14 protein-coding genes are annotated in these 21,303 nt (G+C 57.2%); 9 read left to right on the top strand and 5 right to left on the bottom strand.

Annotated features, from left to right (window positions below; all coding sequences use genetic code 11):
- Positions 1-13 precede the first annotated feature (13 nt).
- On the bottom strand, positions 14-1,825 hold the full coding sequence (gene aspS, locus B3759_RS15350; protein ID WP_291367275.1) for an aspartate--tRNA ligase: 1,812 nt from the start codon (positions 1,823-1,825) through the stop codon (positions 14-16).
- Between the two features lie 274 nt (positions 1,826-2,099).
- Between aspS and B3759_RS15345 the strand changes: the two genes are divergently transcribed.
- A complete protein-coding gene (locus B3759_RS15345; RefSeq protein ID WP_408736506.1) occupies positions 2,100-3,494 on the top strand; it encodes an FAD-binding oxidoreductase in 1,395 nt (464 codons plus the stop codon).
- A complete protein-coding gene (gene bluB / locus B3759_RS15340) occupies positions 3,491-4,108 on the top strand; it encodes a 5,6-dimethylbenzimidazole synthase (RefSeq protein WP_291367273.1) in 618 nt (205 codons plus the stop codon). Before B3759_RS15345 ends, bluB begins: the two co-directional genes overlap by 4 nt.
- Here bluB and B3759_RS15335 read toward each other — a convergent pair.
- Together B3759_RS15335 and lepA are read right to left on the bottom strand one after the other, a co-directional pair.
- Positions 4,098-5,597: a lipopolysaccharide biosynthesis protein gene (locus B3759_RS15335; protein WP_291367271.1), complete on the bottom strand. Its 1,500-nt coding sequence runs from the start codon at positions 5,595-5,597 to the stop codon at positions 4,098-4,100. The two genes, bluB and B3759_RS15335, sit on opposite strands and share 11 nt — an antisense overlap.
- Positions 5,598-5,810: 213 nt before the next feature.
- Positions 5,811-7,616, bottom strand: a complete 1,806-nt coding sequence (lepA, locus tag B3759_RS15330; protein ID WP_291367269.1) for a translation elongation factor 4 — start codon at positions 7,614-7,616, stop codon at positions 5,811-5,813.
- A 118-nt stretch (positions 7,617-7,734) separates the two neighbouring features.
- On the opposite strand from lepA, the gene B3759_RS15325 reads away from it, so the two are divergent.
- The 5 genes from B3759_RS15325 to B3759_RS15305 all read left to right on the top strand — a co-directional run bounded on the left by B3759_RS15325 (position 7,735) and on the right by B3759_RS15305 (position 15,180).
- The gene (locus B3759_RS15325; RefSeq protein ID WP_408736505.1) at positions 7,735-9,597 is read left to right on the top strand and encodes a M3 family oligoendopeptidase; all 1,863 of its coding nucleotides are present in this window, start codon (positions 7,735-7,737) and stop codon (positions 9,595-9,597) included.
- A 3-nt stretch (positions 9,598-9,600) separates the two neighbouring features.
- Complete coding sequence (locus B3759_RS15320) at positions 9,601-10,962, top strand: ABC1 kinase family protein (RefSeq protein ID WP_291367265.1); 1,362 nt, start codon at positions 9,601-9,603, stop codon at positions 10,960-10,962.
- 278 nt (positions 10,963-11,240) lie between these two features.
- On the top strand, positions 11,241-11,975 hold the full coding sequence (locus B3759_RS15315) for a hypothetical protein (protein WP_291367264.1): 735 nt from the start codon (positions 11,241-11,243) through the stop codon (positions 11,973-11,975).
- Between the two features lie 301 nt (positions 11,976-12,276).
- Positions 12,277-14,502, top strand: a complete 2,226-nt coding sequence (locus tag B3759_RS15310; protein WP_291367262.1) for a putative bifunctional diguanylate cyclase/phosphodiesterase — start codon at positions 12,277-12,279, stop codon at positions 14,500-14,502.
- A gap of 108 nt (positions 14,503-14,610) precedes the next feature.
- Positions 14,611-15,180: an NADPH-dependent FMN reductase gene (locus B3759_RS15305; RefSeq protein WP_291367260.1), complete on the top strand. Its 570-nt coding sequence runs from the start codon at positions 14,611-14,613 to the stop codon at positions 15,178-15,180.
- 103 nt (positions 15,181-15,283) lie between these two features.
- Here B3759_RS15305 and B3759_RS15300 read toward each other — a convergent pair whose 3' ends face one another.
- On the bottom strand, positions 15,284-17,014 hold the full coding sequence (locus tag B3759_RS15300) for a DEAD/DEAH box helicase (protein ID WP_291367258.1): 1,731 nt from the start codon (positions 17,012-17,014) through the stop codon (positions 15,284-15,286).
- A gap of 133 nt (positions 17,015-17,147) precedes the next feature.
- On the bottom strand, positions 17,148-18,995 hold the full coding sequence (locus B3759_RS15295) for a hypothetical protein (protein ID WP_291367256.1): 1,848 nt from the start codon (positions 18,993-18,995) through the stop codon (positions 17,148-17,150).
- A 190-nt stretch (positions 18,996-19,185) separates the two neighbouring features.
- Between B3759_RS15295 and dapF the strand changes: the two genes are divergently transcribed.
- On the top strand, positions 19,186-20,013 hold the full coding sequence (dapF, locus tag B3759_RS15290) for a diaminopimelate epimerase (RefSeq protein ID WP_291367254.1): 828 nt from the start codon (positions 19,186-19,188) through the stop codon (positions 20,011-20,013).
- A gap of 17 nt (positions 20,014-20,030) precedes the next feature.
- Positions 20,031-21,302, top strand: a complete 1,272-nt coding sequence (gene mtaB, locus B3759_RS15285) for a tRNA (N(6)-L-threonylcarbamoyladenosine(37)-C(2))-methylthiotransferase MtaB (RefSeq protein WP_291367430.1) — start codon at positions 20,031-20,033, stop codon at positions 21,300-21,302.
- The last annotated feature ends 1 nt before the right edge of the window (position 21,303 follow it).

The following is a 21,303-nucleotide window of genomic DNA, read 5'->3' as shown; positions in this document are numbered from 1 at the left end:
ACACTAAACCACCTCACTCCTTCTCCGCCGCATCCTTCTTCACGACAGGCTTCGGCTTGGGCAGGTTCAGCGCGATGGACAGTTCCTTCAGACGCGCAGGCTCGACGGTGGACGGTGCGCCCATCATCAGATCCTCGCCCTGCTGATTCAGCGGGAACAGGATAACCTCGCGGATGTTCGGCTCATCAGCCAGCAGCATGACCATGCGGTCCACGCCCGGAGCAGCGCCACCATGCGGCGGCGCGCCGAAGCGGAAGGCGTTCAGCATGCCGCCGAACTGCTCCTCGACCACGCTTTCCGGATAACCCGCGATCTCGAAAGCGCGGATCATCAGGTCCGGCAGGTGGTTACGGATCGCGCCGGAGGTCAGCTCGATGCCGTTGCAGACAATGTCATACTGATAGGCTTTGACGTCGAGCGGATCCTGCGTGTTGAGCGCTTCAAGACCACCCTGCGGCATGGAGAACGGGTTGTGGGAGAAGTCGATCTGCCCCGTTTCCTCGTTCTTCTCATACATCGGGAAATCGACGATCCAGCAGAAGCGGAACTCGCCTTCCTCGATCAGCTCCAGCTCGGTCGCAATCTTGGTGCGGACCAGACCGGAGAACTTCGCCACCTCATCGCCCTTGCCAGCGGCAAAGAACACGGCGTCACCGGCTTTCAGGCCGAGCTTGTCCTGAATGGCCTTCACGCGGTCGGCTTCGAGGTTCTTGGCGATCGGTCCCTTGCCGCCTTCCTCGTCGAACTGGATGTAGCCGAGGCCGCCAGCGCCATTCTCACGCGCCCACGCGTTCAGCTTGTCGAAGAAGCCGCGCGGCTTCGGACCAGCGCCTGGTGCGGGAATGGCGCGGATTTCACCACCACCAGCCGCGATTTTGGCGAACAGACCGAAGGATGAACCAGCAAACTGCTCGGTGACGTTGGCGATTTTCAGCGGGTTGCGCAGGTCCGGCTTGTCGGAACCGTAAACAGCCATCGCCTCGGCATACGGGATGCGCGGGAACGGTGCAGGTGTCACGGCGCGGCCATTGCCGAACTCACGGAACACGCCTTCCATGACCGGCTCAAGTGTTGCGAACACTTCTTCCTGCGTGGCGAAGGCCATCTCGAAATCGAGCTGATAGAACTCGCCGGGGCTGCGGTCGGCGCGGGCGGCTTCGTCACGGAAGCAGGGCGCGATCTGGAAGTAGCGGTCGAAACCCGCGACCATGGCAAGCTGCTTGAACTGCTGCGGGGCCTGCGGGAGCGCGTAGAACTTGCCGGGATGCAGGCGTGACGGCACGAGGAAGTCGCGTGCGCCTTCCGGGGAGGAGGCCGTCAGGATCGGCGTCTGGAACTCGGTAAAGCCCTGCTCGACCATACGGCGACGCAGACTGGCGATCACCTGCGAGCGCAGCAGGATGTTGCGATGAATCTTCTCGCGGCGCAGGTCGAGATAGCGGTATTTCAGACGCAGCTCTTCGCCATAATGCTCGTTGCCAGCGACCTGGAATGGCAGGACGGCGGCGGCGGACTGCACCGTGAATTCTTTTGCACGCAGTTCGATGTCGCCGGTCGGCAGGTTCGGGTTGCGCGTGGTTTCCTCACGCAGCACGACCTCACCCGTCACGGTGATGACGCTCTCGACGCGGGTTTCTTCAGCCACCGGCATGACCGGAGATTCGGCGGGAATGACAATCTGCGTCAGGCCGTCCTGATCGCGCAGATCGATGAACAGCAGGCCGCCGTGATCTCGCTTGCTGTGGACCCAGCCGGACAGGCGCACGGTTTTTCCGGCGTCTTCGGCGCGGAGGGCGGCGCAGCTATGGGTGCGATACGGATGCATGTGGTCAATTCCTGCCCGGCTGGAACGCGGCGCGGACAGCGGGGAGCCGTCCGGCCACAATGTGAAAATTCAGGGGCGGAGGAAGCCGGTCACGGGCGCTCATGTCAAGCCCGGAGAGGTTTCACAGGCGTGAACAGCGCCGTTTTCTCATCTGCGCCGGAAACCCTGCCGCGTTCCTGTATCGGTAGTCGAAGACACAAACAGCGGATACAAGCGTGTGAATTCCGTATTCACAGATCAGGCAGCCCGCATGTCCGACACCCTCTCTGCCCCGATGACCGGCGTGGAAACCGTTCTTTCCGCTCTTCGCGAAACCATGGGAAGCCAGATCAGCACCGTGGCCTCCGTGCGCGAGGAACACAGCCACGGCGAGGCTCTGGATGCGTCCTGTCTGCCCGCCGCTGTTATCTTCGCGGAAAGCACGGACGATGTCTCCCGCGTGCTGTCCCTATGTCACGAACATCGCGTGCCAGTTGTCGCGTTCGGTGCGGGCACGTCGATTGAAGGCCATGTCACGCCGCCCGCAGAAGGCATCAGCCTCGATCTCTCCCGCATGACGAAGATCGTGCAGTTCAATCCGGAAGACCTCGACTGCCGTGTGCAGGCTGGTCTGACGCGGCAGGAACTCAACGCCCACATCCGCGATTCCGGCCTGTTCTTTCCGGTCGATCCCGGTGGTGAGGCCACGCTCGGCGGCATGTGCGCCACCCGCGCCTCCGGCACGGCGGCGGTCAAGTACGGTACGATGAAAGAAAACTTGCTCGGCCTGACCGTGGTGCTCGCCACTGGCGAGGTGATCCACACAGGTGGCCGGGTCCGCAAATCCTCGACGGGCTACGATCTGACTTCGCTGTTTATCGGCTCGGAAGGCACGCTGGGCATCATCACCGAGATCCAGTTGCGTCTCTACGGACTGCCGGAAAGCATCGCCGCCGCGATCTGTCAGTTCAACACGGTGGACGAGGCGATCAACACCGCCGTCGAGATGATCCAGTATGGCCTGCCCGTCGCCCGCGTGGAGTTTCTGGATGAAGTGCAGATGGCGGCCAGCATCGCCTTCTCTCACCTCGACGAACTGAAACCTCTGCCGACGCTGTTCTTTGAGTTCTCCGGTGGTCCCGCGTCCGTGCGTGAGCAGGTGGAGGCCACAGAGAGCATTGCCCGCGACAATGGCGGTCTCGGCTTCGCGTGGGCTGACACACCCGAGGAGCGCACCCGTCTGTGGAAGGCCCGTCATGATGCTTTTTGGGCAGCGCGCGCCATCGACCACTCGGCGCTTGTCATCTCCACCGACTGCATCGTGCCGATCTCCCGTCTTGGCGAACTGATCGACGGCGCACGCGAGGATATCGCTGCTTCCGGTCTGCGCGCCGCCATGCTGGGTCATGTGGGCGATGGCAATTTCCACACACTGATTCTCACCGAGAATTCTCCAAAGGGACGTGAGCGGCTGCTTGAATTGGACCGCAAGATTGTCAGCCGGGCGCTGGCGCTGGGCGGCTCCTGCAGCGGCGAACATGGCGTCGGGATTGGCAAGCTGGAATTTCTTGAGCAGGAACATGGTGCGGGAGCGCTCAGCGTGATGCGGGCCCTGAAGCAAACGATGGACCCGCGCGGCATCCTCAATCCCGGTAAACTGCTTCCACCGGGCGAAGCCTATAAAGGATGACAGCTTCAGCCGTTCTGGAGGACGTTTTTCGCTGGCGGCGGGACGTCCGGCATTTTCGTCCTGAGCCGGTGGCCGAGGCCACACTCGATGAACTGCTACAGGTCGCGAGCATGGCGCCATCGGTTGGTCTTAGCGAGCCATGGCGCTTCATGCGCGTGGACAACCCTGCCCGACGCCAGACTGTGCGAGGTCTCTTTGCCCGCAGTCAGGCCGAAGCGCTCGCTGAGCGTGAGGGCGAGGACGCCGCCGCCTATGCCCGCCTGAAACTGGCTGGACTGGATGACGCACCCCATCATATTGCGGTGTTTTCGGTGGAAAACCCCGAGCAAGGACGTGGTCTCGGTCGCCGCACCATGCCGGAGACGACGGTGTGGTCCACGGTCATGGCGATCCACACCTTCTGGCTGGCTGCCGCCGCAAGAGGGATCGGCGTGGGGTGGGTTTCCATTCTTGAACCTGACGCTGTGCGACAGGCGCTGGAAAGTCCCACATCGTGGCGTTTCATCGCCTATCTATGTGTCGGATACCCGCGTGAACGCCACGACACACCGGAACTGGAGCGGCTCGGTTGGGAGCGGCGTCAGTCAGCCTGTCGGGAATGGATCAGGCGCTAGCCTCTCCTGTGCGACGCCGTTTTTTGAGCTTGCCACCGAACCGGTTCACGATTTCCCTGAACATCTCGGGCCGGAACACCGCCAGCAGTGCCGGATAAATGATACAGGTCACAATGCCAATGACCAGACATTCCACGAAATCGTTGCCGTGGAAGAGACTGGTCTGAGCAAGAGCCATACCGGCTCCAATGGCGATGCAGGAAAAAATCATGGGCATGAAATAGAATTCGGCCACGGTCAGAGCCGACACACCCGATCCAATCAAAATTAGATAGGAAGTGATGGGCGGCCACACGAAATAATAAGCCGCCACAGCAAGAGCGACGCCCATGACGCCTCCCCAATATCCCCCAAGACCGACCATGATGTAAAACAGAGGAAACGCGATAAGCCGATACTGACAGGACCGTGCAAATTCTCGCCTTGCACTCTGGAGAGCTCCCGTAATCCAGCTTATCGCGTCAAACGGCAGACCAATGCTCAGGATGATGACATAGGGCACCGCAGGCATCCAGCGGTCACCGAACAGCAGATGCAACCCCGGTTTTGCCAGCCCCGCCTGCAAAAAGCAGAACGGCATGACAAGATAACCAAGAAGGCGGCATGCACGGAGGACGGCGTCAGTCTGACGGGCCGGGTCATTACGAAACTGCACAAGCGCCGGAAACACGACGTTGCTGACATTGCCCGCCAGCATGCGAACAGGCTGGGCGGCAAACCGAAAAGCAAAGAAGTAATAACCGACCATCGCCTTCGATGCGATGAGCCCAAGGACGATGTAGTCACCCTGATTGATGAATTCGATACAGGTCCGGTTCAACAGAATGAGCGTGCTGTTACCCACCAGATAACGGGCCTGTATGGCCTTGTATCGCCCTTTTATCGAAGGTGTGGCCCGCTTCCAGAGCCAGACTGTCCGCACTAGGGCAACGATGGGATAAGGAATGGCAAAGGCGTATGCCCCCGTTCCCAGCGCGGCAAGAATAATGGTCAGAACCTGTAGCGCCACAATCTCGAATGTGTTGCAGGCGGCCAGAAAGCGGAAATCCATTTCCGCTCGGACCTTTACGGCCGACACAGTGCTTAGCGCACGAAGAGGCGTAGCAACAGCAATCGCCATGATGAGGCCGACAAGAGCTGGGGAATGGTACCAGTGTGCGGCGAATGGCGCTGCGATGAACATGCCCACCATGCCTGCCACACTCACTCCCGCCGACATCCAGAACGCCAGCGGTTCCCACAACGTCATGGTTTTCTGACGCTGGAGCAGAACCTCGTCGATCCCAAAGCTGATCAGAGAATTGGCAATGGCAGTAACTGTCAGCGCAAGACCGATTGTACCGAAATCTTCCGGTAGAAGTAATCGCGCCAGGAAAAGCTGCGAGATAAATCCAATACCCCGGGCGGCCAGACTCTGAACCGCAAGCCAGAGAAAACCGCTGGTCGCAGCCTTCCCTACTCCTGATGAACCTGCTGTTTTTGCGGTCATAGCGGCGAAGAATTGTTCATGTGACCCAATTCAGCTTCCGACGCACGCATTGCCCATATCGGGAATGTCGTGCTTCAGATCATGCTCTAATGATTCTCTTTATATACGCCTTTTAAAACTACATGAGGCCTGCCGTCCAATACGGATTCTTCCGCACCAAAACAGCAACAATTTAAAACAGCCGTCTTATTTTTGATGCAAAACGTCTTCAGCTCACCGATCCATCTTAAGCGCCGCCAAAAACGCGCTCTGCGGAATTTCGACCTTGCCGAACTGCCGCATCCGCTTCTTGCCCTCTTTCTGCTTCTCCAGCAGTTTGCGCTTACGCGAGATGTCACCACCGTAACACTTTGCCGTCACATCTTTGGACAGCGCGCCGATAGTCTCACGGGCAATCACGCGTGCGCCGATAGCCGCCTGAATGGCGATCTTGAAAAGCTGGCGAGGGATCAGGTCTTTCAGACGGGCGCAGATGGCGCGGCCACGGCTCTCGGCCGCAGACCGATGCGCGATGAAGGACAGCGCATCCACCGGTTCCTGATTGACGAGGATCGAAATCCGCACAAGGTCACTCTCTTCGTAACCATCCATCTGATAGTCGAAGCTGGCGTAACCACGTGTCAGAGACTTGAGGCGGTCATAGAAATCGAACACCACTTCGTTAAGCGGCAGACGGTAAACCGCCATCGCGCGGTTGCCGACATAGGTCAGATCAACCTGCACACCGCGACGCTCAGTGCAGAGCGTCAGCACGGCGCCAAGATATTCATCCGGCACCATGATCGTGGCCTTGATCCAAGGCTCCTCAATGGTCTCGATCTGCATGGGATCCGGCATGTCGGCCGGATTGTGCAGATCCTCCTTCGTGCCGTCGTTCATATTCAGATGATAGACAACGGACGGCGCTGTCGCGATCAGATCGAGATCGAATTCGCGGGACAGGCGCTCCTGAATGATCTCCAGATGCAGCAGACCGAGGAAGCCACACCGGAATCCAAAGCCGAGTGCGGCTGACGTCTCGGCCTCATAATGGAACGAGGCATCATTCAGGCGCAGCTTGCCGAGACTGTCGCGCAGCTTGTCGAAATCGTCCGCATTGACCGGGAACAGACCACACCACACCACCGGAATGGACGGTTTGAAGCCTGAAAGCGGTTCAGCTGCCGGACGACGGTCATCGGTGATGGTGTCACCCACGTTACAGTCGGCGACGGTCTTGATGGCGGCATTAATATAGCCCATCTCGCCCGGTCCAAGATCATCTACCGGCACCATGCGCGGCGCGAACACACCAACCTGATCCACCAGATGGGTCGCGCCCGTGGACATCATCCGAATGCGTGCGCCTTTCTTCAGGCGGCCTTCCTTGATACGCACAAGGATGATGACGCCGAGATAGGCGTCGTACCAGCTATCCACCAGCATCGCCTTGAGCGGCAGTTCGGCATCACCTGTCGGCGGAGGCAGTCGGGTGACCACAGCTTCCAGCACGCCTTCGATGTTGATACCGGTCTTGGCCGAAATCTCCACGGCGTCCTCGGCGTCAATACCGATGACCTCCTCGATCTGCGCCTTCACACGCTCGGGTTCGGCTGCGGGCAGATCGATCTTGTTGAGGACGGGCACAATTTCGTGATTGGCGTCGATGGCCTGATACACGTTGGCCAGCGTCTGCGCTTCCACACCCTGCGAGGCATCCACAACCAGCAGAGAACCTTCACACGCGGCGAGCGAGCGGCTGACTTCGTAAGCGAAGTCAACATGGCCCGGGGTGTCCATCAGGTTCAGGATGTAGGTCTTGCCGTCCTTGGCCGGATAGGTCAGGCGCACGGTCTGCGCCTTGATGGTGATGCCGCGCTCGCGCTCCAGCTCCATGTTGTCGAGCACCTGATTCGTCATCTCGCGGGCGGTCAGCGCGCCGCAAGCCTGAATCATCCGGTCGGCAAGAGTAGATTTGCCGTGGTCGATATGGGCGATGATCGAGAAGTTACGGATCAGGGAGAGAGGCGTATCGGTCATGCCCGCTCCATAGGGGATAAAGCGGCAAAAGTCAGCACGCGAAAGCGTGGGAAATGCACATGCAGCAAAGAATCAATCGGCCTCGCCACCCGCACACACCCGCGCTACAATTCCGGACATGGTAGATCAGGCTCCCTTCCCCCATCCGCACGCTCGACTGCGGCCCCTTTCCGCTCAGGTTTCGCTTTCGGCGAACACCACATCATCCGGGCAGAGCACAGATATGTCCCCGCCTCGCTGGGATCTGTCCGACCTGTATACGAGTCCCGACTCGCCTGCGGTAAAGGCCGATCTGGACCGTGCGGCTGCCGAGGCCAAGGCGTTTGCGGGGCAGTATAAAGGCACCATCGCCTCTCTCTCCGGCGCTGATCTGGCGAAGGCGATCGAGACCTGCCAGACGATCAACGAAATCCTCGGCAAGGTCGGCTCCTTCGCGTCCCTGTCCTTCTCCGCCGACATGACTGATCCCGAAACGGGCAAATTCAGTCAGGCCGTGCGTGAGCGTATCTCCGACATTTCGGCGGACCTGCTGTTCTTCACTCTGGAACTGAACACCATTGAAGAGGATGTGCTGGAAGCAAAACTGTCTTCCTCCTCCGTGCTGGCGCACTGGCGACCATTCCTGCGTGACCACCGGATGTTCCGTCCGCATCAGTTGCCGGACGACATCGAACAGGTACTGCTGGAAAAATCCGTAACTGGCGCATCCGCTTGGTGCCGCCTGTTCGATGAGCAGATCACAGCCCTCCGTGTGTCACTGGACGGACGGGAAATACCGCTTGGCGAAGCACTGAACCAGATGTCGGATCAGGATCGCAGCCGACGCGAAGCCGCTGGCAAGGCCGTCGGCAAGGCGCTGGAAGGCGATATCAGACTGTTTTCTCTGGTGACCAACACGCTCGCCAAGGACAAGGCCATTTCCGACAAGATGCGGCGTTACCCACGTCCCGAGTCCTACCGCAATGTCTCCAACATGGTGGAAGACGAGGTCGTGGACGCTCTTGTTTCCGCTGTGACGAACGACTTCCCTCGCCTGTCGCATCGTTATTACGGACTGAAGGCAAAATGGCTCGGTCTGAACAAGCTGGAACACTGGGACCGCAACGCACCACTGCCGGGAATGCGTGAGAAGGATATTCCGTGGACGGACGCCAAGGCGATCGTGCAGCAGGCTTATGAAAATTTCGATCCGGCACTGGGTGAAATTGTCAGCGAGTTTTTCGACAAGCCCTGGATCGATGCCGCACCCGTTCCGGGAAAGTCGCCGGGTGCTTTCGCCCATCCTGTCGTGCCTTCGGTCCATCCCTATGTTCTGATGAACTATCGCGGGCGCACACGGGACGTCATGACACTGGCGCATGAACTCGGACATGGTGCACATCAGAAACTTGCCGCAAAACAGGGGTATTTTCTCTCATCGACCCCTCTGACTCTGGCGGAAACGGCCAGTGTGTTCGGTGAGATGCTGACTTTCCAGTATCTGCTCGATGCGGAAAAAGACCCTGTCCAGAAAAGGCTTCTCCTTGCCGCCAAGGTTGAGGACATGCTGAACACCGTTGTCCGTCAGATCGCGTTCTATCAGTTCGAAAGCCGCGTGCATCACGCCCGTCGCGAAGGCGAACTGCTCCCCGAGCAGATTGGAGCTATCTGGCGTGACGTTCAGACTGAAAGCCTCGGTCCGGCGTTCAATTTCACACCCGAGTATGACACCTACTGGGCTTACGTCCCCCACTTCGTGCATACGCCATTCTATGTCTATGCCTATGCTTTTGGAGACTGCCTCGTGAATGCGCTGTATGGCGTCTATCAGCAGGGCGAGCCGGGTTTCCGGGAAAAATATCGCGCAATGCTGGAGGCTGGCGGCACCAAACGCCACGGCGAGCTTCTGGCGCCTTTCGGCCTTGACGCCAGTGACCCCGCCTTCTGGCGCAAGGGACTGGATGTGATTTCGGGCTTTATTGATCAGTTGGAGGAAGCCTGAGCCATGGCGGAAAAAGATCTCGATACGACAGGCCTGTTCGGAGAATTTCGCCGGATGGTGCGCACGACCGGCACAGTCGGTGGCATCGCCGCCCGTATGGCGGGTCACCGTCTTGGTCTTAAGGGCGATGGTGCGGCCCACGCAGAAGATCTGAAAGCCATTCTTGGCGGGCTCAAGGGGCCGCTGATGAAGGCGGCGCAACTTCTCGCCACCATCCCCGGCGCGCTGCCTGATGAATATGCGACGGAATTGGCTCAGCTTCAGTCCAATGCGCCTCCGATGGGCTGGAGCTTTGTGCGTCGACGCATGGCGGCCGAGCTTGGCCCAGACTGGCAAAAGAACTTTCGTGAGTTTGGTCGGGAAGCAGCGGCAGCGGCAAGCCTTGGGCAGGTCCACAAGGCGGTTCTGCAGAATGGCGAAGTTGTCGCCTGCAAGCTGCAATATCCGGACATGACCACCACGGTTGAGGCGGATCTGAAGCAGTTCCGTATGGCCATGGGCGTTTACCACAAGCTGGACAACGCCATTCGTCAGGATGACGTGATCGAAGAGCTCACAGACCGTCTGAGAGAAGAGCTTGATTACAAACGTGAAGCCGCAAACCTTCGGCTTTACGATATCATGCTGAAGAACTCGACTGCCGTCACCATTCCAAAAACCGTGGATGCACTCTGCACCCGTCGCCTTCTGACCATGGAATGGGTCAATGGTCAGGGACTCCAGAAGGTTCTTGACACCAACCCGACGCAGGAAGAGCGCAACACCATGGCGCGTGCGCTTTTCGAAGCGTGGTACGTGCCGCTGTACCGCTACGGCATCATTCACGGCGACCCGCACATGGGCAATTTCACGGTTCGTGATGATTTCGGTTTCAATCTTCTCGATTTCGGTACAATCCGCGTTTTCCGTCCCCGTTTCATCCGCGGCATTATCGAGCTTTGTGAAGCCCTGCGCACGAAAGATGAAGATCGTGCAGCCCATGCTTACGAGATGTGGGGCTTTACCGGCCTGTCACGTGAAACGATGACCGTGCTCAATGAGTGGGCCAGTTTCCTCTATGAGCCGCTGATGGAAGATCGCGAACGCACCATCAATGAAAATGCCGAAACGATTTTTGGACGCGACATCGCCGGACGTGTTCACACCGGCCTGCAAAAAACGGGTGGCGTCAAACCGCCCCGTGAATTTGTTCTTGTCGATCGCTCAGCCATTGGCCTCGGTTCCGTCTTCATGCGGATTGGAGCGAAACTGAACTGGCACAGAATGTTCCAGGATCTTATCGCTGATTTTGACGAAGATGCTCTGGCTGCCCGTCAGGCTGAAGTCCTCAAGGCAGCCGGACTGTCAGAGTTCATCAATAAATAATCGGATTTATTTCCGAAAACTGTTATTCGGGATGACAGGAGACACGCATCTCCTTATTCCCGAATAAACTACTTCCTAGACATCAATTTTCCTGAATATATCAGTCACTTACCGCCTTAATTCGTTTCGATATCAAAACATTTTATGCAAATTATAGAAAATAAAATCGACTATTTTTACATAACATTATTTAATAAAAACAAAGTATTCATAAAAACAAAAATGATTAATGCTCATTTCAACCGGAAAACCGGGATAGTTTATTTGAGGATTACGCCATGTACGCCTTACTATTTGCAGAACCCGTTCTTGATCGTGATGTTGTCCGTGTTGGCACCAGAGAAGGCATCTTTTCATCTCCGCTGATCCGCGCCTGTGCCCAAGGTGATCGCGCGTCCATCCGCGCTCTACTGATCGGGTTCTGGCCTTTCGTACAGGCCTTTGAGCGCGCCATCGACCAGCGCGTCGGGCATCTTCCCCTGCGTCCGCTTGTGGAACGTTTTGGTCAGTCACGCGTAAAGACATTTTTCTCGGAAGCGCGTGAGGCTGTTAGAGAGATGAAGGAAGAGGAAGGTTCGCACGCACTGCTTTGGGTCGCGGGCGCGAAAGAACTGGGGATCGATCTGAATGCAGATCAATATCCGCAACTCTCATCGGTTGAAAATCTTATTCAGGCTTCCACCAGCGACGATCCAGTCGAGTTTTTTTCCTGGCTGGCCGGTGTTGAATATCTTGCAGAAGAGCTTTCAGCCTATCTCTGTCACGCACCAGCATTCACCAGCACGTTCCCTTCAGGTCGCTGGATCTGGGGCGAAGCTCACAATGCTCATGACCATCATGGCCCGTCACATCTTGAAATAGATGAAGATCTTGCCCGAGCTTATCACCCTTCAAGCGATCCGGAAATTGTGGGGGCGACCATGGGAGCCAATATCCGTCGCTGCATTCATCTTTTTGACAGGGCAGCTGACCAGATCCAGGAAAAGCTTGTCCAACCGGAAAAAGTTTCCTAAAAAACCGAGGAGTCTTTGAATAAAGATTTGTCTTTATTCAAATACGATTTTGTCGTTTTTTCAAGAGAAAATGCCTCCATTTCCTTACTTGCTAGGGAAAAGAGGCATTTTCAGAACACGAGGAAGGTAACCGAGGCATGAAAAATCGACAAAATGAGAATTATATACAAAAAATATGACAGCCTCGGTTTTTTTTAAAAGTTTCTGGAAGAAGCTCAAAAATATTCCTTTCCTGCTGAAAGGTCCGGTCATACCTCCACGTCTACAGGGGATTGTCAGAGCACAGCAACGCCGGACACTTTTGCGTCTTCTGCCTTTTCATCTGACAGCCAATATCATCAGCGCACCACTGACCTTGTCCTTCATTGAAACGCGTCATCCCGTTTACGGGGTTATTCTTCTCATTATTATTGAAATCCTGGTTTTAAGTTACACCTTTTTCGTATGGTTCTTTCAGAACATAGCGCTTTCCAGAAAAAACTTTACGATCTTCACCGCGCTTCTTGGACTGTGCTGGGCCAGCCTCCCTGTCATCGTGTTCCCTAATGGGTCCGACCAGGAACAGACGCTGATCGCAGGTGACATCGTCGCCCTGATTGCAACATCCCTGTCCATATCGCCGCTTTTCTGTGGAACGGTTGCTCTCGCCACCACCATGATCATTGGTTGCATCGTTGCGCTGTTCTGGGCCTGGCTCCTACAACCAGACACACTTTATGTGGTGCTCATGATGCTGCTCGGCATCTATGCAGCGTTTATCCTTGGGCTGGGGCGCGCCGTTTCCATTCTTCTTCAGCGTTACATCATCACCAGTCTGGAACTTGAGGAACAAACTGAAATCGTCCGGTTGATGCTACGTCGTTCAGATCAGAGCGTCGGCGAATGGGTATGGGAAACCGATGTCAGCGGGTGTCTGACCAGCAGCATTCCGGCACTTGAAGCCATTTGTCAGAACGCCGGCAATCTGTCGGGAAAACAGTTTCTAAAAACACTGGAAGGGTATGTTGCAGCACAGGCGCAGTGGCATCATCTTGCAGAATGCATACAATCCCGTCTGTTTTTCCGCGATCTGATTGTCTCACTCAGAAGCGCGCACTCAATCCGCGTTCTTTCCCTTACCGGACATCCTCTTTTCAACAATGATGAATTCACGGGATATCGCGGCATCGGGGCCGATATCACCAAGGATTATGCGCTGGATCAGCAGGCTTCATTCAGAGCAGCCCATGACAGCCTGACCGGATTGCCAAACCGCTATTCATACGAAGACTTTTTCAGAGGCGCTCTTGTCCGGCTTTCCCGTGAGCATACACCTTTTGCGCTTCTGGCGCTGGATCTCGATAAGTTCAAACCCATCAATGACACGCTGGGACACGCTGTTGGCGACCTTGCATTGATCGAGATCTCAAAACGCCTGCAGGCTTGTGTGAAAAACAGTGATATGCTGTTTCGCATTGGAGGTGATGAATTGATGCTCATTCATCACCACGCCACCCTCGACTCAGCGACAGATCTTGCTACGCAACTCGTAAACGAAGTCGCCAGACCATTGTTCATCGCGGAAACCGTCATTCATTGTTCCATCAGCGGTGGCATCGCTCTTGCGCCTGTCGCTGGTTCCAATGAAAGCTCCCTGCAGGAAGCGGCAGACCTCGCTCTGTATGAAGCGAAACGACAGGGCGGCAACACCTATCGTGTATTCGTGCCCTCCTACAGAGCTGTTGCAGATTCCCGCAGAGATCTGATCCGCGATCTGAGAGAAGCCATTCGGACACACAGCATCACGCTTCATTATCAACCCATCATCAATGCGCAGACGCGTCATCTCGCGGGCTTCGAAGCCCTTGCCCGCTGGACTCATCCCGTTCTCGGTCCCATTCCTCCGGACCGCTTCATCCGTCTCGCAGAAGAGGCTGGCCTGATGCACGATCTGGGGATTTCGCTTCTTGCTGAAGCCTGCCTCACGGCACTTTCCTGGCCGAATGATCTGTGGATATCAGTCAATATTTCTGTCGAGCAGCTCTATCATCGTAATTTCATTCAGGAAATCAAACGGATCCTGAAGGAAACTTCCTATCCACCCAAACGCCTCCAGCTTGAAGTCATCGAAACCATTTTCATGGAGTCTGATGCCGCGACTTACGGAGTGCTACAGGAACTGAATACTCTCGGTATCCGGATCGTTCTTGACGATTTTGGAAAAGGCTATTCTTCTCTTGGATATCTGAGATTTTTTCCGTTCTCGAAAATCAAGCTCGATGCAAGCTTTGTGCGGGATATGCTGTCGGACTCCCGCAGCGCCGCCATTGTCAGCGCGGTGATTGCGCTGGCGGGGGATCTCGGAGTGGCCGTCACAGCGGAAGGCGTCGAAACAGAAGAATATTTCTACAGATTGAGCAGCAAAGGCTGCACGGAAGTACAGGGCTACCTCTTCGGCTATCCCATGCCGAAGGAGCGGGTTTCATCCTTCATCGAAGAAAACTCTCGCAAGGTTCCCTTCTACATTCAAAGCACGCAGCCATCCTGACGCGCTCCTCACTGGACGGACGCAGCCCGTTTCTGCTCCACTCCTCAGCGACCATCGGATTCATCATCTGATATCAAATATTTTCTGACAGATTGTGGAGTTATTCCAATGAATATAGATTCCGGACTGAATTTTTCTGTACTTTTAGGGAGTTTGCGCAAATCATCGCTCAATGCAGCGGTTGCCCGTGCGTTACCTGATCTGGCGCCTCCAGGCATAACGATCACGCCTCTCGGGTCGATCGGTGAGTTTCCCCATTACAATGCCGACGTACAGGATGAAGGCTTTCCAGCTCCCGTTCTCACGATGGCCCAGCAGATTGCTGCTTCTGACGGTGTCATCATCGTGACGCCAGAATATAACTATTCCATGCCCGGTGTTCTTAAGAATGCGATCGACTGGCTTTCCCGCGTATCGCCGCAGCCATTCGCTGGCAAACCGGTTGCAATCGAGACAGCCTCACCAGGTCTTATTGGCGGTGCCCGCGCCCAGTATCATCTTCGTCAGTCACTGGTCTTTCTGGACGCGTTTGTGCTCAACAAGCCGGAAGCCATGATTGGTCAGGCCACGCAGAAAATAGATCCAGAGAGCCTGCAACTGACCGATGTCGGAACACGGGAATTTCTGACCCGCCAGATTAGCGCTCTGGCAGCCCTTGCCAAAAGAGTGCGTGAATAGCCCATAGCGCTGAAAACGGCTCTGCAACGCCTGTCAAAATAAAAAGGGAGAAACCACCTTACGGCGGTCTCTCCCCATATAAAACGCTCAGACGATCTGAAGATTACCGACGCTTGCGCGAAGAATCACGTGCAGGATCACCGCCGGAGCGGCGCGGCTTCGGCGAACGCGAGCCCGGAGCCCGTCCACGCGGAGATGGTGCTTCATTGCCTGAAGGCGCCTTCGCGGGTTCGATCCTGATTTCATCCGCATCAGCTGCGGAAGCGCACTCGGTAAACCGCTGCGCTTTTTCAGGCGAAATTTCTACAAGCGTATAAGTCGGTGCGATACGGATCGAACCGATATCCTTTTTGGTCACGCCTCCAAGGCGACAGATGACCGGCACCAGCCACTTGGGATCAGCCTTATCAGCACGGCCAACGGAAAGCTTGAACCAGCTTCCGCCTTCCATCTGCTTCCGCTCACGTGGCTCGCGGGGCTCACGCCCACCCTCTCGTGGCGCTCGTGCTGGCGCGCTGGAAGGCGTGATCGGCCGCACTTTGACAGGCTGGGGCAGACCCTTGTTCCACAGGAACACGAGCGCTGCTGCCAGTTGCTCTGGCGTCCGCTCAGCGATCAGACGTTCAACAAGCGGCTTTACGTTTTCCGGTGTTTCGCGCGTCAGGGCCTCACTGGTGATCAGACGCTCCGTGTCTGCTTCGCGGATCTGATCCAGTGTCGGTGCCGTATTCCACGTCACATCGACTCCGGCAGCCTGAAGCAGGCGATCAGCCTGACGCTTCTTGGATGGGATGGTCACCAGAACGCAGATACCCTTACGGCCCGCACGGCCAGTACGGCCTGAGCGATGCAGTAGTGTGGCGGGGCTACCCGGCAGGCTGGCGTGGATCACCAGTCCGAGGGACGGCACGTCAATGCCACGCGCCGCTACGTCGGTAGCCACACAGACACGGGCCTGACCGTTGCGCAGGCTTTCAATCGCACGGCTACGCTCGTTCTGGCCCAACTCACCGGAGATGGCGACGGAAGAGAAGCCGTGCTGAAGAAGAGCGGCGTGCAACTGCCGCACGCCTTCACGCGTGTGGCAGAACACCATTGAGCAGGGGCTTTCGATCAGCCGCAGCGTATTGATGATCGCACCGATCGTGTCACTCTGGTCTGCAAGAATGGCGCGATATTCGATATCGGTATGCGGCTCGTTGTCACCGATTGTGTCGATACGCAGCGCGTCATGCTGATAACGCTTGGCGAGACGGGCGATTTCACGAGCGATCGTTGCCGAGAACAGAAAGCTGCGACGATCCTGCGGAGTGGCGTCGAGCAGCGTTTCCAGCTCTTCGCGGAACCCGAGATCCAGCATCTCGTCGGCTTCGTCGAGAACAGCGACCTTGAGGCCGGAAAGATTCAGATTCTTGCGGGAAAGATGATCGCACAGACGACCCGGCGTGCCGACCACAATGTGACAGCCCATCGACAGCGCACGCGCTTCCTTGCGCGGCTCCATGCCACCGACACAGGAAACGATGCGCGCGCCTGTATCAGCGTAAAGCCATTCCAGTTCGCTCTTCACCTGCAGGGCGAGTTCACGGGTCGGTGCGATCACCAGAGCCAGCGGTGTGGAGGCATGTGCAGCCTTGCCCTGCTCATCGAGCAGTTCGTTGGCCATTGCGAGACCAAAGGCGACTGTCTTGCCGGAACCTGTACGCGCCGAGACGAGAAGATCCCGTCCCTTTGCCTTTTCATCCAGCACAGCCTCCTGAACGGGCGTTGGCTCCTGATAGCCGCGTTGGGCGAGAGCGTGCGCAAGCGTGGGGACTGTGTCCGGAAAAGGCATGGTTTAGATTGGTCCTGGAACGGGAGACTGGAAGCCGGACATAAAGAGAAATCTCGGGAAAAGCCAGCGTCAGCTCATAAAAAACAACGGGCGCCCGGAGAGGAGCGCCCGCATGTCCTGTATGCAGCCATATTTACTGAAATGGCAAATATCGAAAATCGAAGAAGAGCTGACTTTCGGAAGTATGCGGTTTTCCACCCACTCCCTGATAGGCCTGCACACGGGAATAGGCTAGCTGGGTTCCGAATTCGACAGTCCCGTACCGTCCCTTGAAAAAACGCCACCACGCGCCAATCGTGCCTTCCATGACACTATGAATATTGGCCGTGCAGGGCATTGAGGACATTTCGATATTACAGCCCGCATTCATTGCATTCGGGTTGCCGTAACCGTAGGCCGAACCATTCAGGTTGGAATAGTTACGTCCGGCCCACTGGGTTCCGAAATAGCCATAGACATCGAATCTCGAGCTGGGATGAGCGATGATGCCCGCCGTTCCCTGTGCCGAGAACAGTGGCTGCGGCTTGCCTTGGGCATTGATGGTCGCATCCGGCAGAAGAACCGAGCCATATCGACCAATGCCATACCCCGCCAGACCGGCGATCCGCACTTCGACCTTATGCGGAATAACGGGAAGAATCATGGAACCGCCGCCGCCGCCGGTTGGCGCGGTATAGTTGTGTCCGCCACCGACCCATGACACGCGGTCATGCGCGAAATGGGCAATACCCTCGATTTCGTAATGGCCCCAACGCGGGTCATAGGCGATTTTGCCGATGACATCCGGCGCGATCTCGTTCGAGAACGGTCCGTTATTGGTCAGGCCCGTGCCATCCTTGTTGATGGTCGCCACCTTGCCACCCGGCAGGAGAACCCTTTCATCCCCGTCTGTGGTGTAGCCGGTCGTATCATACAGGGTCTGGGGATTCTCGATGGACAGACCGAGCCAGAGCTTATGCTTGAAGAAATCCTGCGTGATGCGGACCTGCCACTGGCGCGCCCAGGTCTGACCCGCGATCATCGCGGCGTCGATCGTTTCCGGCAGACTTTCCTGCCTTGGAATGATGCCCGCACGACCAGGGGTCAGCATGCTCCATGCCTGACCGGCCAGAAAATGGAAGTTTTCCTTGCTGTTATCGTAAACAAGGTAGGCCTGCCGAAGACGCGGGGAGTAACTGTTACTCTCATAGGCGTTGGTGGTATCGGCACCCGCACCAAAATCGGTTTCAAAGAAGCCGGAAATGGTTTCGTACTGGTCGATATTGCCCCTGAGCATGAGCGAGAGACGGCTATATCGCGCAGAACCTTCGAAACTGTTCGTGTGATAGTTCGGGCTGTTCTTAAACGGAAGTCCGGACCAGAACGTGAAGGTGCCCGACGACATCTGACGGTTTTGCAGCACAGTTGCGGCGTCAACGAAACCGCCGAGCGCGATCGTCACCGGCCCTACATGAAACACCCCGTGATCACCCACAGCACCAGCGGCCTGCGCGCCCACGCTTTCACGCGTATGCGGTCCGACACCATTTTCCGCTGTATGGGCAATCATGTCTTCCGAACGATGAGCGGTGACGGTCTTCATCGTGGGCACATCGTCCGTCACGAAAGTTGGACGCACTTCCGGCTCATGACCATGTGAGGTGACTCTTACCGGCTCTTCGATCTCTGTCTCTGGAACAGGCCCTGTTTCATTATTGGCCGTCATGATCTTCTGGCGCGTAGCCTTGCTCAGACCGGCGTGACTGGTGGTCGTTTTGGCCGCCGCTGTCTTTCTTGCGACAAGCTGTTTCTGCAAGCCCATGAGGGCTTTGGTCAGTTGCGCCTGCTGCTGCTGGATTCGCGCAATCTGCTGCTCCATAAGCTCCAGTGATTCACTCTGTTCATCGGCATAGGCCGTGAGAGGAAAAAATGCGGCCCCCGCACAAAGCAGACAGGCCAGAGAAGCACTGGTCCGGCGGAAAAACGTCGGGCATTGGGGCATGGAGAAGGAGCGTCCGTTTTCTCGAAAGCGTTTTGCGTCAAAGTATGTCTTATTGCCTACGTTTGATAATAAAACACCCTTAAAATGTCATTCGAAAAAATATTTTAAGAAGCCGGTCACGCCATGCGTCGAAAGCACTTTTTTCCTGTAAAACCGTGCATTCCGGAGGTTTTTGGCCTAAATGTCACACATGAAGACATTTTTTCAGAAGATGCATGGATTGGGCAACGACTTCGTCATCATCGACGAAAGGTCGGGCTCTTTTGACTTGACACCCACGCGCATCGCCAGTCTGGCCGATCGCAGGCGTGGAATTGGCTGCGACCAGTTCGTCACTCTCTCAGCGACCTCAGACGATAAAGCCGCTGTTTTTGTGCGCTTTTTCAATCCTGACGGCAGCGAGGCCGGAGCCTGCGGCAATGCCTCCCGCTGCGTCGCCAGTCTGATTGGACAGGAACGCGACACTGACAGCCTAACCTTCGAAACCCGCAACGGGCTTTTGAAAGCAGAAGTGCTGTCCCGCGACGCAATGGGGGGCGCTGTTGTCACGGTCGATATGGGCTGCCCCCAGACTGACTGGCAGGCGGTGCCGTTGGCCAAACCAGCCGACACACTCCGCCTCCCTCTTGCGGGCGAGCCCGCGGCTCTTTCCATGGGCAATCCGCACGCGACTTTCTTTGTAGAGGATCTGTCGGAAGCGGAGCGCGGTCCGACACTGGAAGTCGATCCGATTTTCCCCGATCGCGCCAATATCGGCTTTGCCCGTATCGACGCGCCGGACCGGATGCGACTGCGGGTCTGGGAACGTGGCGCGGGCTTCACCTTGGCCTGCGGTTCCGGCGCCTGCGCGGCCGTCGTGAACGCCGCCCGACGTGGTCTGGGAGAACGCCGCATGACAGTAGAGGTTGACGGCGGGGAGATGGTTATCGCATGGGATGCCAACGATCATGTGCTGATGACCGGTCCCGCCCAGCTTGCCTTTGAAGGGACCGTCGATCTCGAGGCCTATCCAAAATGACTGACACCCCTCCGGACATGCCGGCGGACGACACGCCCAACGCAACACAGGGCGTGGATATCCTGACTTTCGGCTGCCGCCTCAACACCTATGAGAGTGAGGTCATGCGAGGCCATGCGGCGGCGCTGGAGGATGTCATCATCGTCAACACCTGCGCCGTGACCAACGAGGCCGAGCGGCAGGCGCGGCAGGCCATCCGCCGCGCACATCGTGAGCGTCCGGATGCCCGCATCGTCGTGACAGGCTGCGCTGCGCAGATCAATCCGGACCGCTGGGCCTCTATTCCCGGCGTGACGCGCGTGCTGGGCAACGAGGACAAGCTAAAAGCCGAAAGCTGGAGCCTCCCTGCCCTCGGGTCCGGCAATGCCGTGTCCGATATCATGGCTGCCAAGGAGACTGCCGCGCATCTGGTGACAGAATTCGCCGGACGCACCCGCGCTTTCGTGCAGGTGCAGCAGGGCTGCGACCATCGCTGCACATTCTGCATCATTCCTTATGGACGTGGTCCTTCCCGCTCCGTGCCGGTCGGCGTGGTGGTGGAACAGGTGCGTGCGCTCGTGGCGTCAGGTTATCGGGAAGTCGTGCTGACCGGCGTGGACATCACCTCCTGGGGTGACGATCTACCTGGCACACCTCAACTCGGTCAGTTGTGCCGACGTCTGCTTGCATTGGTGCCGGAACTGGAACGGCTGCGGCTGTCCTCCGTCGATCCGGTCGAGATCGACGAGGATATCTGGCGTCTGCTGGAAAACGAGCCCCGCTTTATGCCTTACCTGCATCTGTCCCTGCAGGCTGGATCAGACATGATCCTCAAGCGAATGAAGCGGCGTCATCTGGTTGCAGACGCAGCCTCTGTCATTGAACGGGCACGGTCGATCCGGCCCGAGATCGGCATTGGCGCTGACCTGATCGCCGGCTTCCCGACCGAAGACGAAGTGCTGTTCGAGGAAACACTCACTTTCCTTGAGCAGGCCGCCCTGCCCTATCTGCACGTTTTCCCCTATAGCGCCCGTCCCGGCACTCCTGCCGCGAAGATGCCCGCCGTGCCGGTTGTCGAACGCAAGGCCCGCGCCGCCCGGGTGCGTGCTGTCGGCGAACAGTCGGCGCAGAACTATTTCAGGAGCCTGTTCGGCCGTGAACTACGCGTTCTGATGGAAACCCCGGAAAGCGGTCACAGCGAGGAATTCGCCCCGGTCCGGCTGGCGCGGGGTCAGTCCGAGATGGGGCGCATTGAAGTTCTGCGTCCCGTAGCGGTTGACGAAAAAGGGCTTGTGGCGGAGATCGTATAGT

The sequence above is a fragment of the Acetobacter sp. UBA5411 genome, assembly GCF_002409645.1.
GTDB lineage: Bacteria > Pseudomonadota > Alphaproteobacteria > Acetobacterales > Acetobacteraceae > Acetobacter.
This window is presented reverse-complemented; position numbering and strand designations above follow the sequence as displayed.

What these genes read in the sequence shown, in the direction of transcription:
- B3759_RS15315 (WP_291367264.1), top strand. Translation starts at nt 11,241, where the DNA reads ATGTACGCCTTACTATTTGCAGAACCCGTTCTTGATCGTGATGTTGTC.
- B3759_RS15345 (WP_408736506.1), top strand. Translation starts at nt 2,100, where the DNA reads ATGACCGGCGTGGAAACCGTTCTTTCCGCTCTTCGCGAAACCATGGGA.
- lepA (WP_291367269.1), bottom strand. Translation starts at nt 7,616, where the DNA reads ATGACCGATACGCCTCTCTCCCTGATCCGTAACTTCTCGATCATCGCC.
- B3759_RS15305 (WP_291367260.1), top strand. Translation starts at nt 14,611, where the DNA reads ATGAATATAGATTCCGGACTGAATTTTTCTGTACTTTTAGGGAGTTTG.
- bluB (WP_291367273.1), top strand. Translation starts at nt 3,491, where the DNA reads ATGACAGCTTCAGCCGTTCTGGAGGACGTTTTTCGCTGGCGGCGGGAC.
- B3759_RS15300 (WP_291367258.1), bottom strand. Translation starts at nt 17,014, where the DNA reads ATGCCTTTTCCGGACACAGTCCCCACGCTTGCGCACGCTCTCGCCCAA.
- aspS (WP_291367275.1), bottom strand. Translation starts at nt 1,825, where the DNA reads ATGCATCCGTATCGCACCCATAGCTGCGCCGCCCTCCGCGCCGAAGAC.
- B3759_RS15335 (WP_291367271.1), bottom strand. Translation starts at nt 5,597, where the DNA reads ATGACCGCAAAAACAGCAGGTTCATCAGGAGTAGGGAAGGCTGCGACC.
- mtaB (WP_291367430.1), top strand. Translation starts at nt 20,031, where the DNA reads ATGCCGGCGGACGACACGCCCAACGCAACACAGGGCGTGGATATCCTG.
- B3759_RS15325 (WP_408736505.1), top strand. Translation starts at nt 7,735, where the DNA reads ATGGTAGATCAGGCTCCCTTCCCCCATCCGCACGCTCGACTGCGGCCC.
- B3759_RS15320 (WP_291367265.1), top strand. Translation starts at nt 9,601, where the DNA reads ATGGCGGAAAAAGATCTCGATACGACAGGCCTGTTCGGAGAATTTCGC.
- dapF (WP_291367254.1), top strand. Translation starts at nt 19,186, where the DNA reads ATGAAGACATTTTTTCAGAAGATGCATGGATTGGGCAACGACTTCGTC.
- B3759_RS15295 (WP_291367256.1), bottom strand. Translation starts at nt 18,995, where the DNA reads ATGCCCCAATGCCCGACGTTTTTCCGCCGGACCAGTGCTTCTCTGGCC.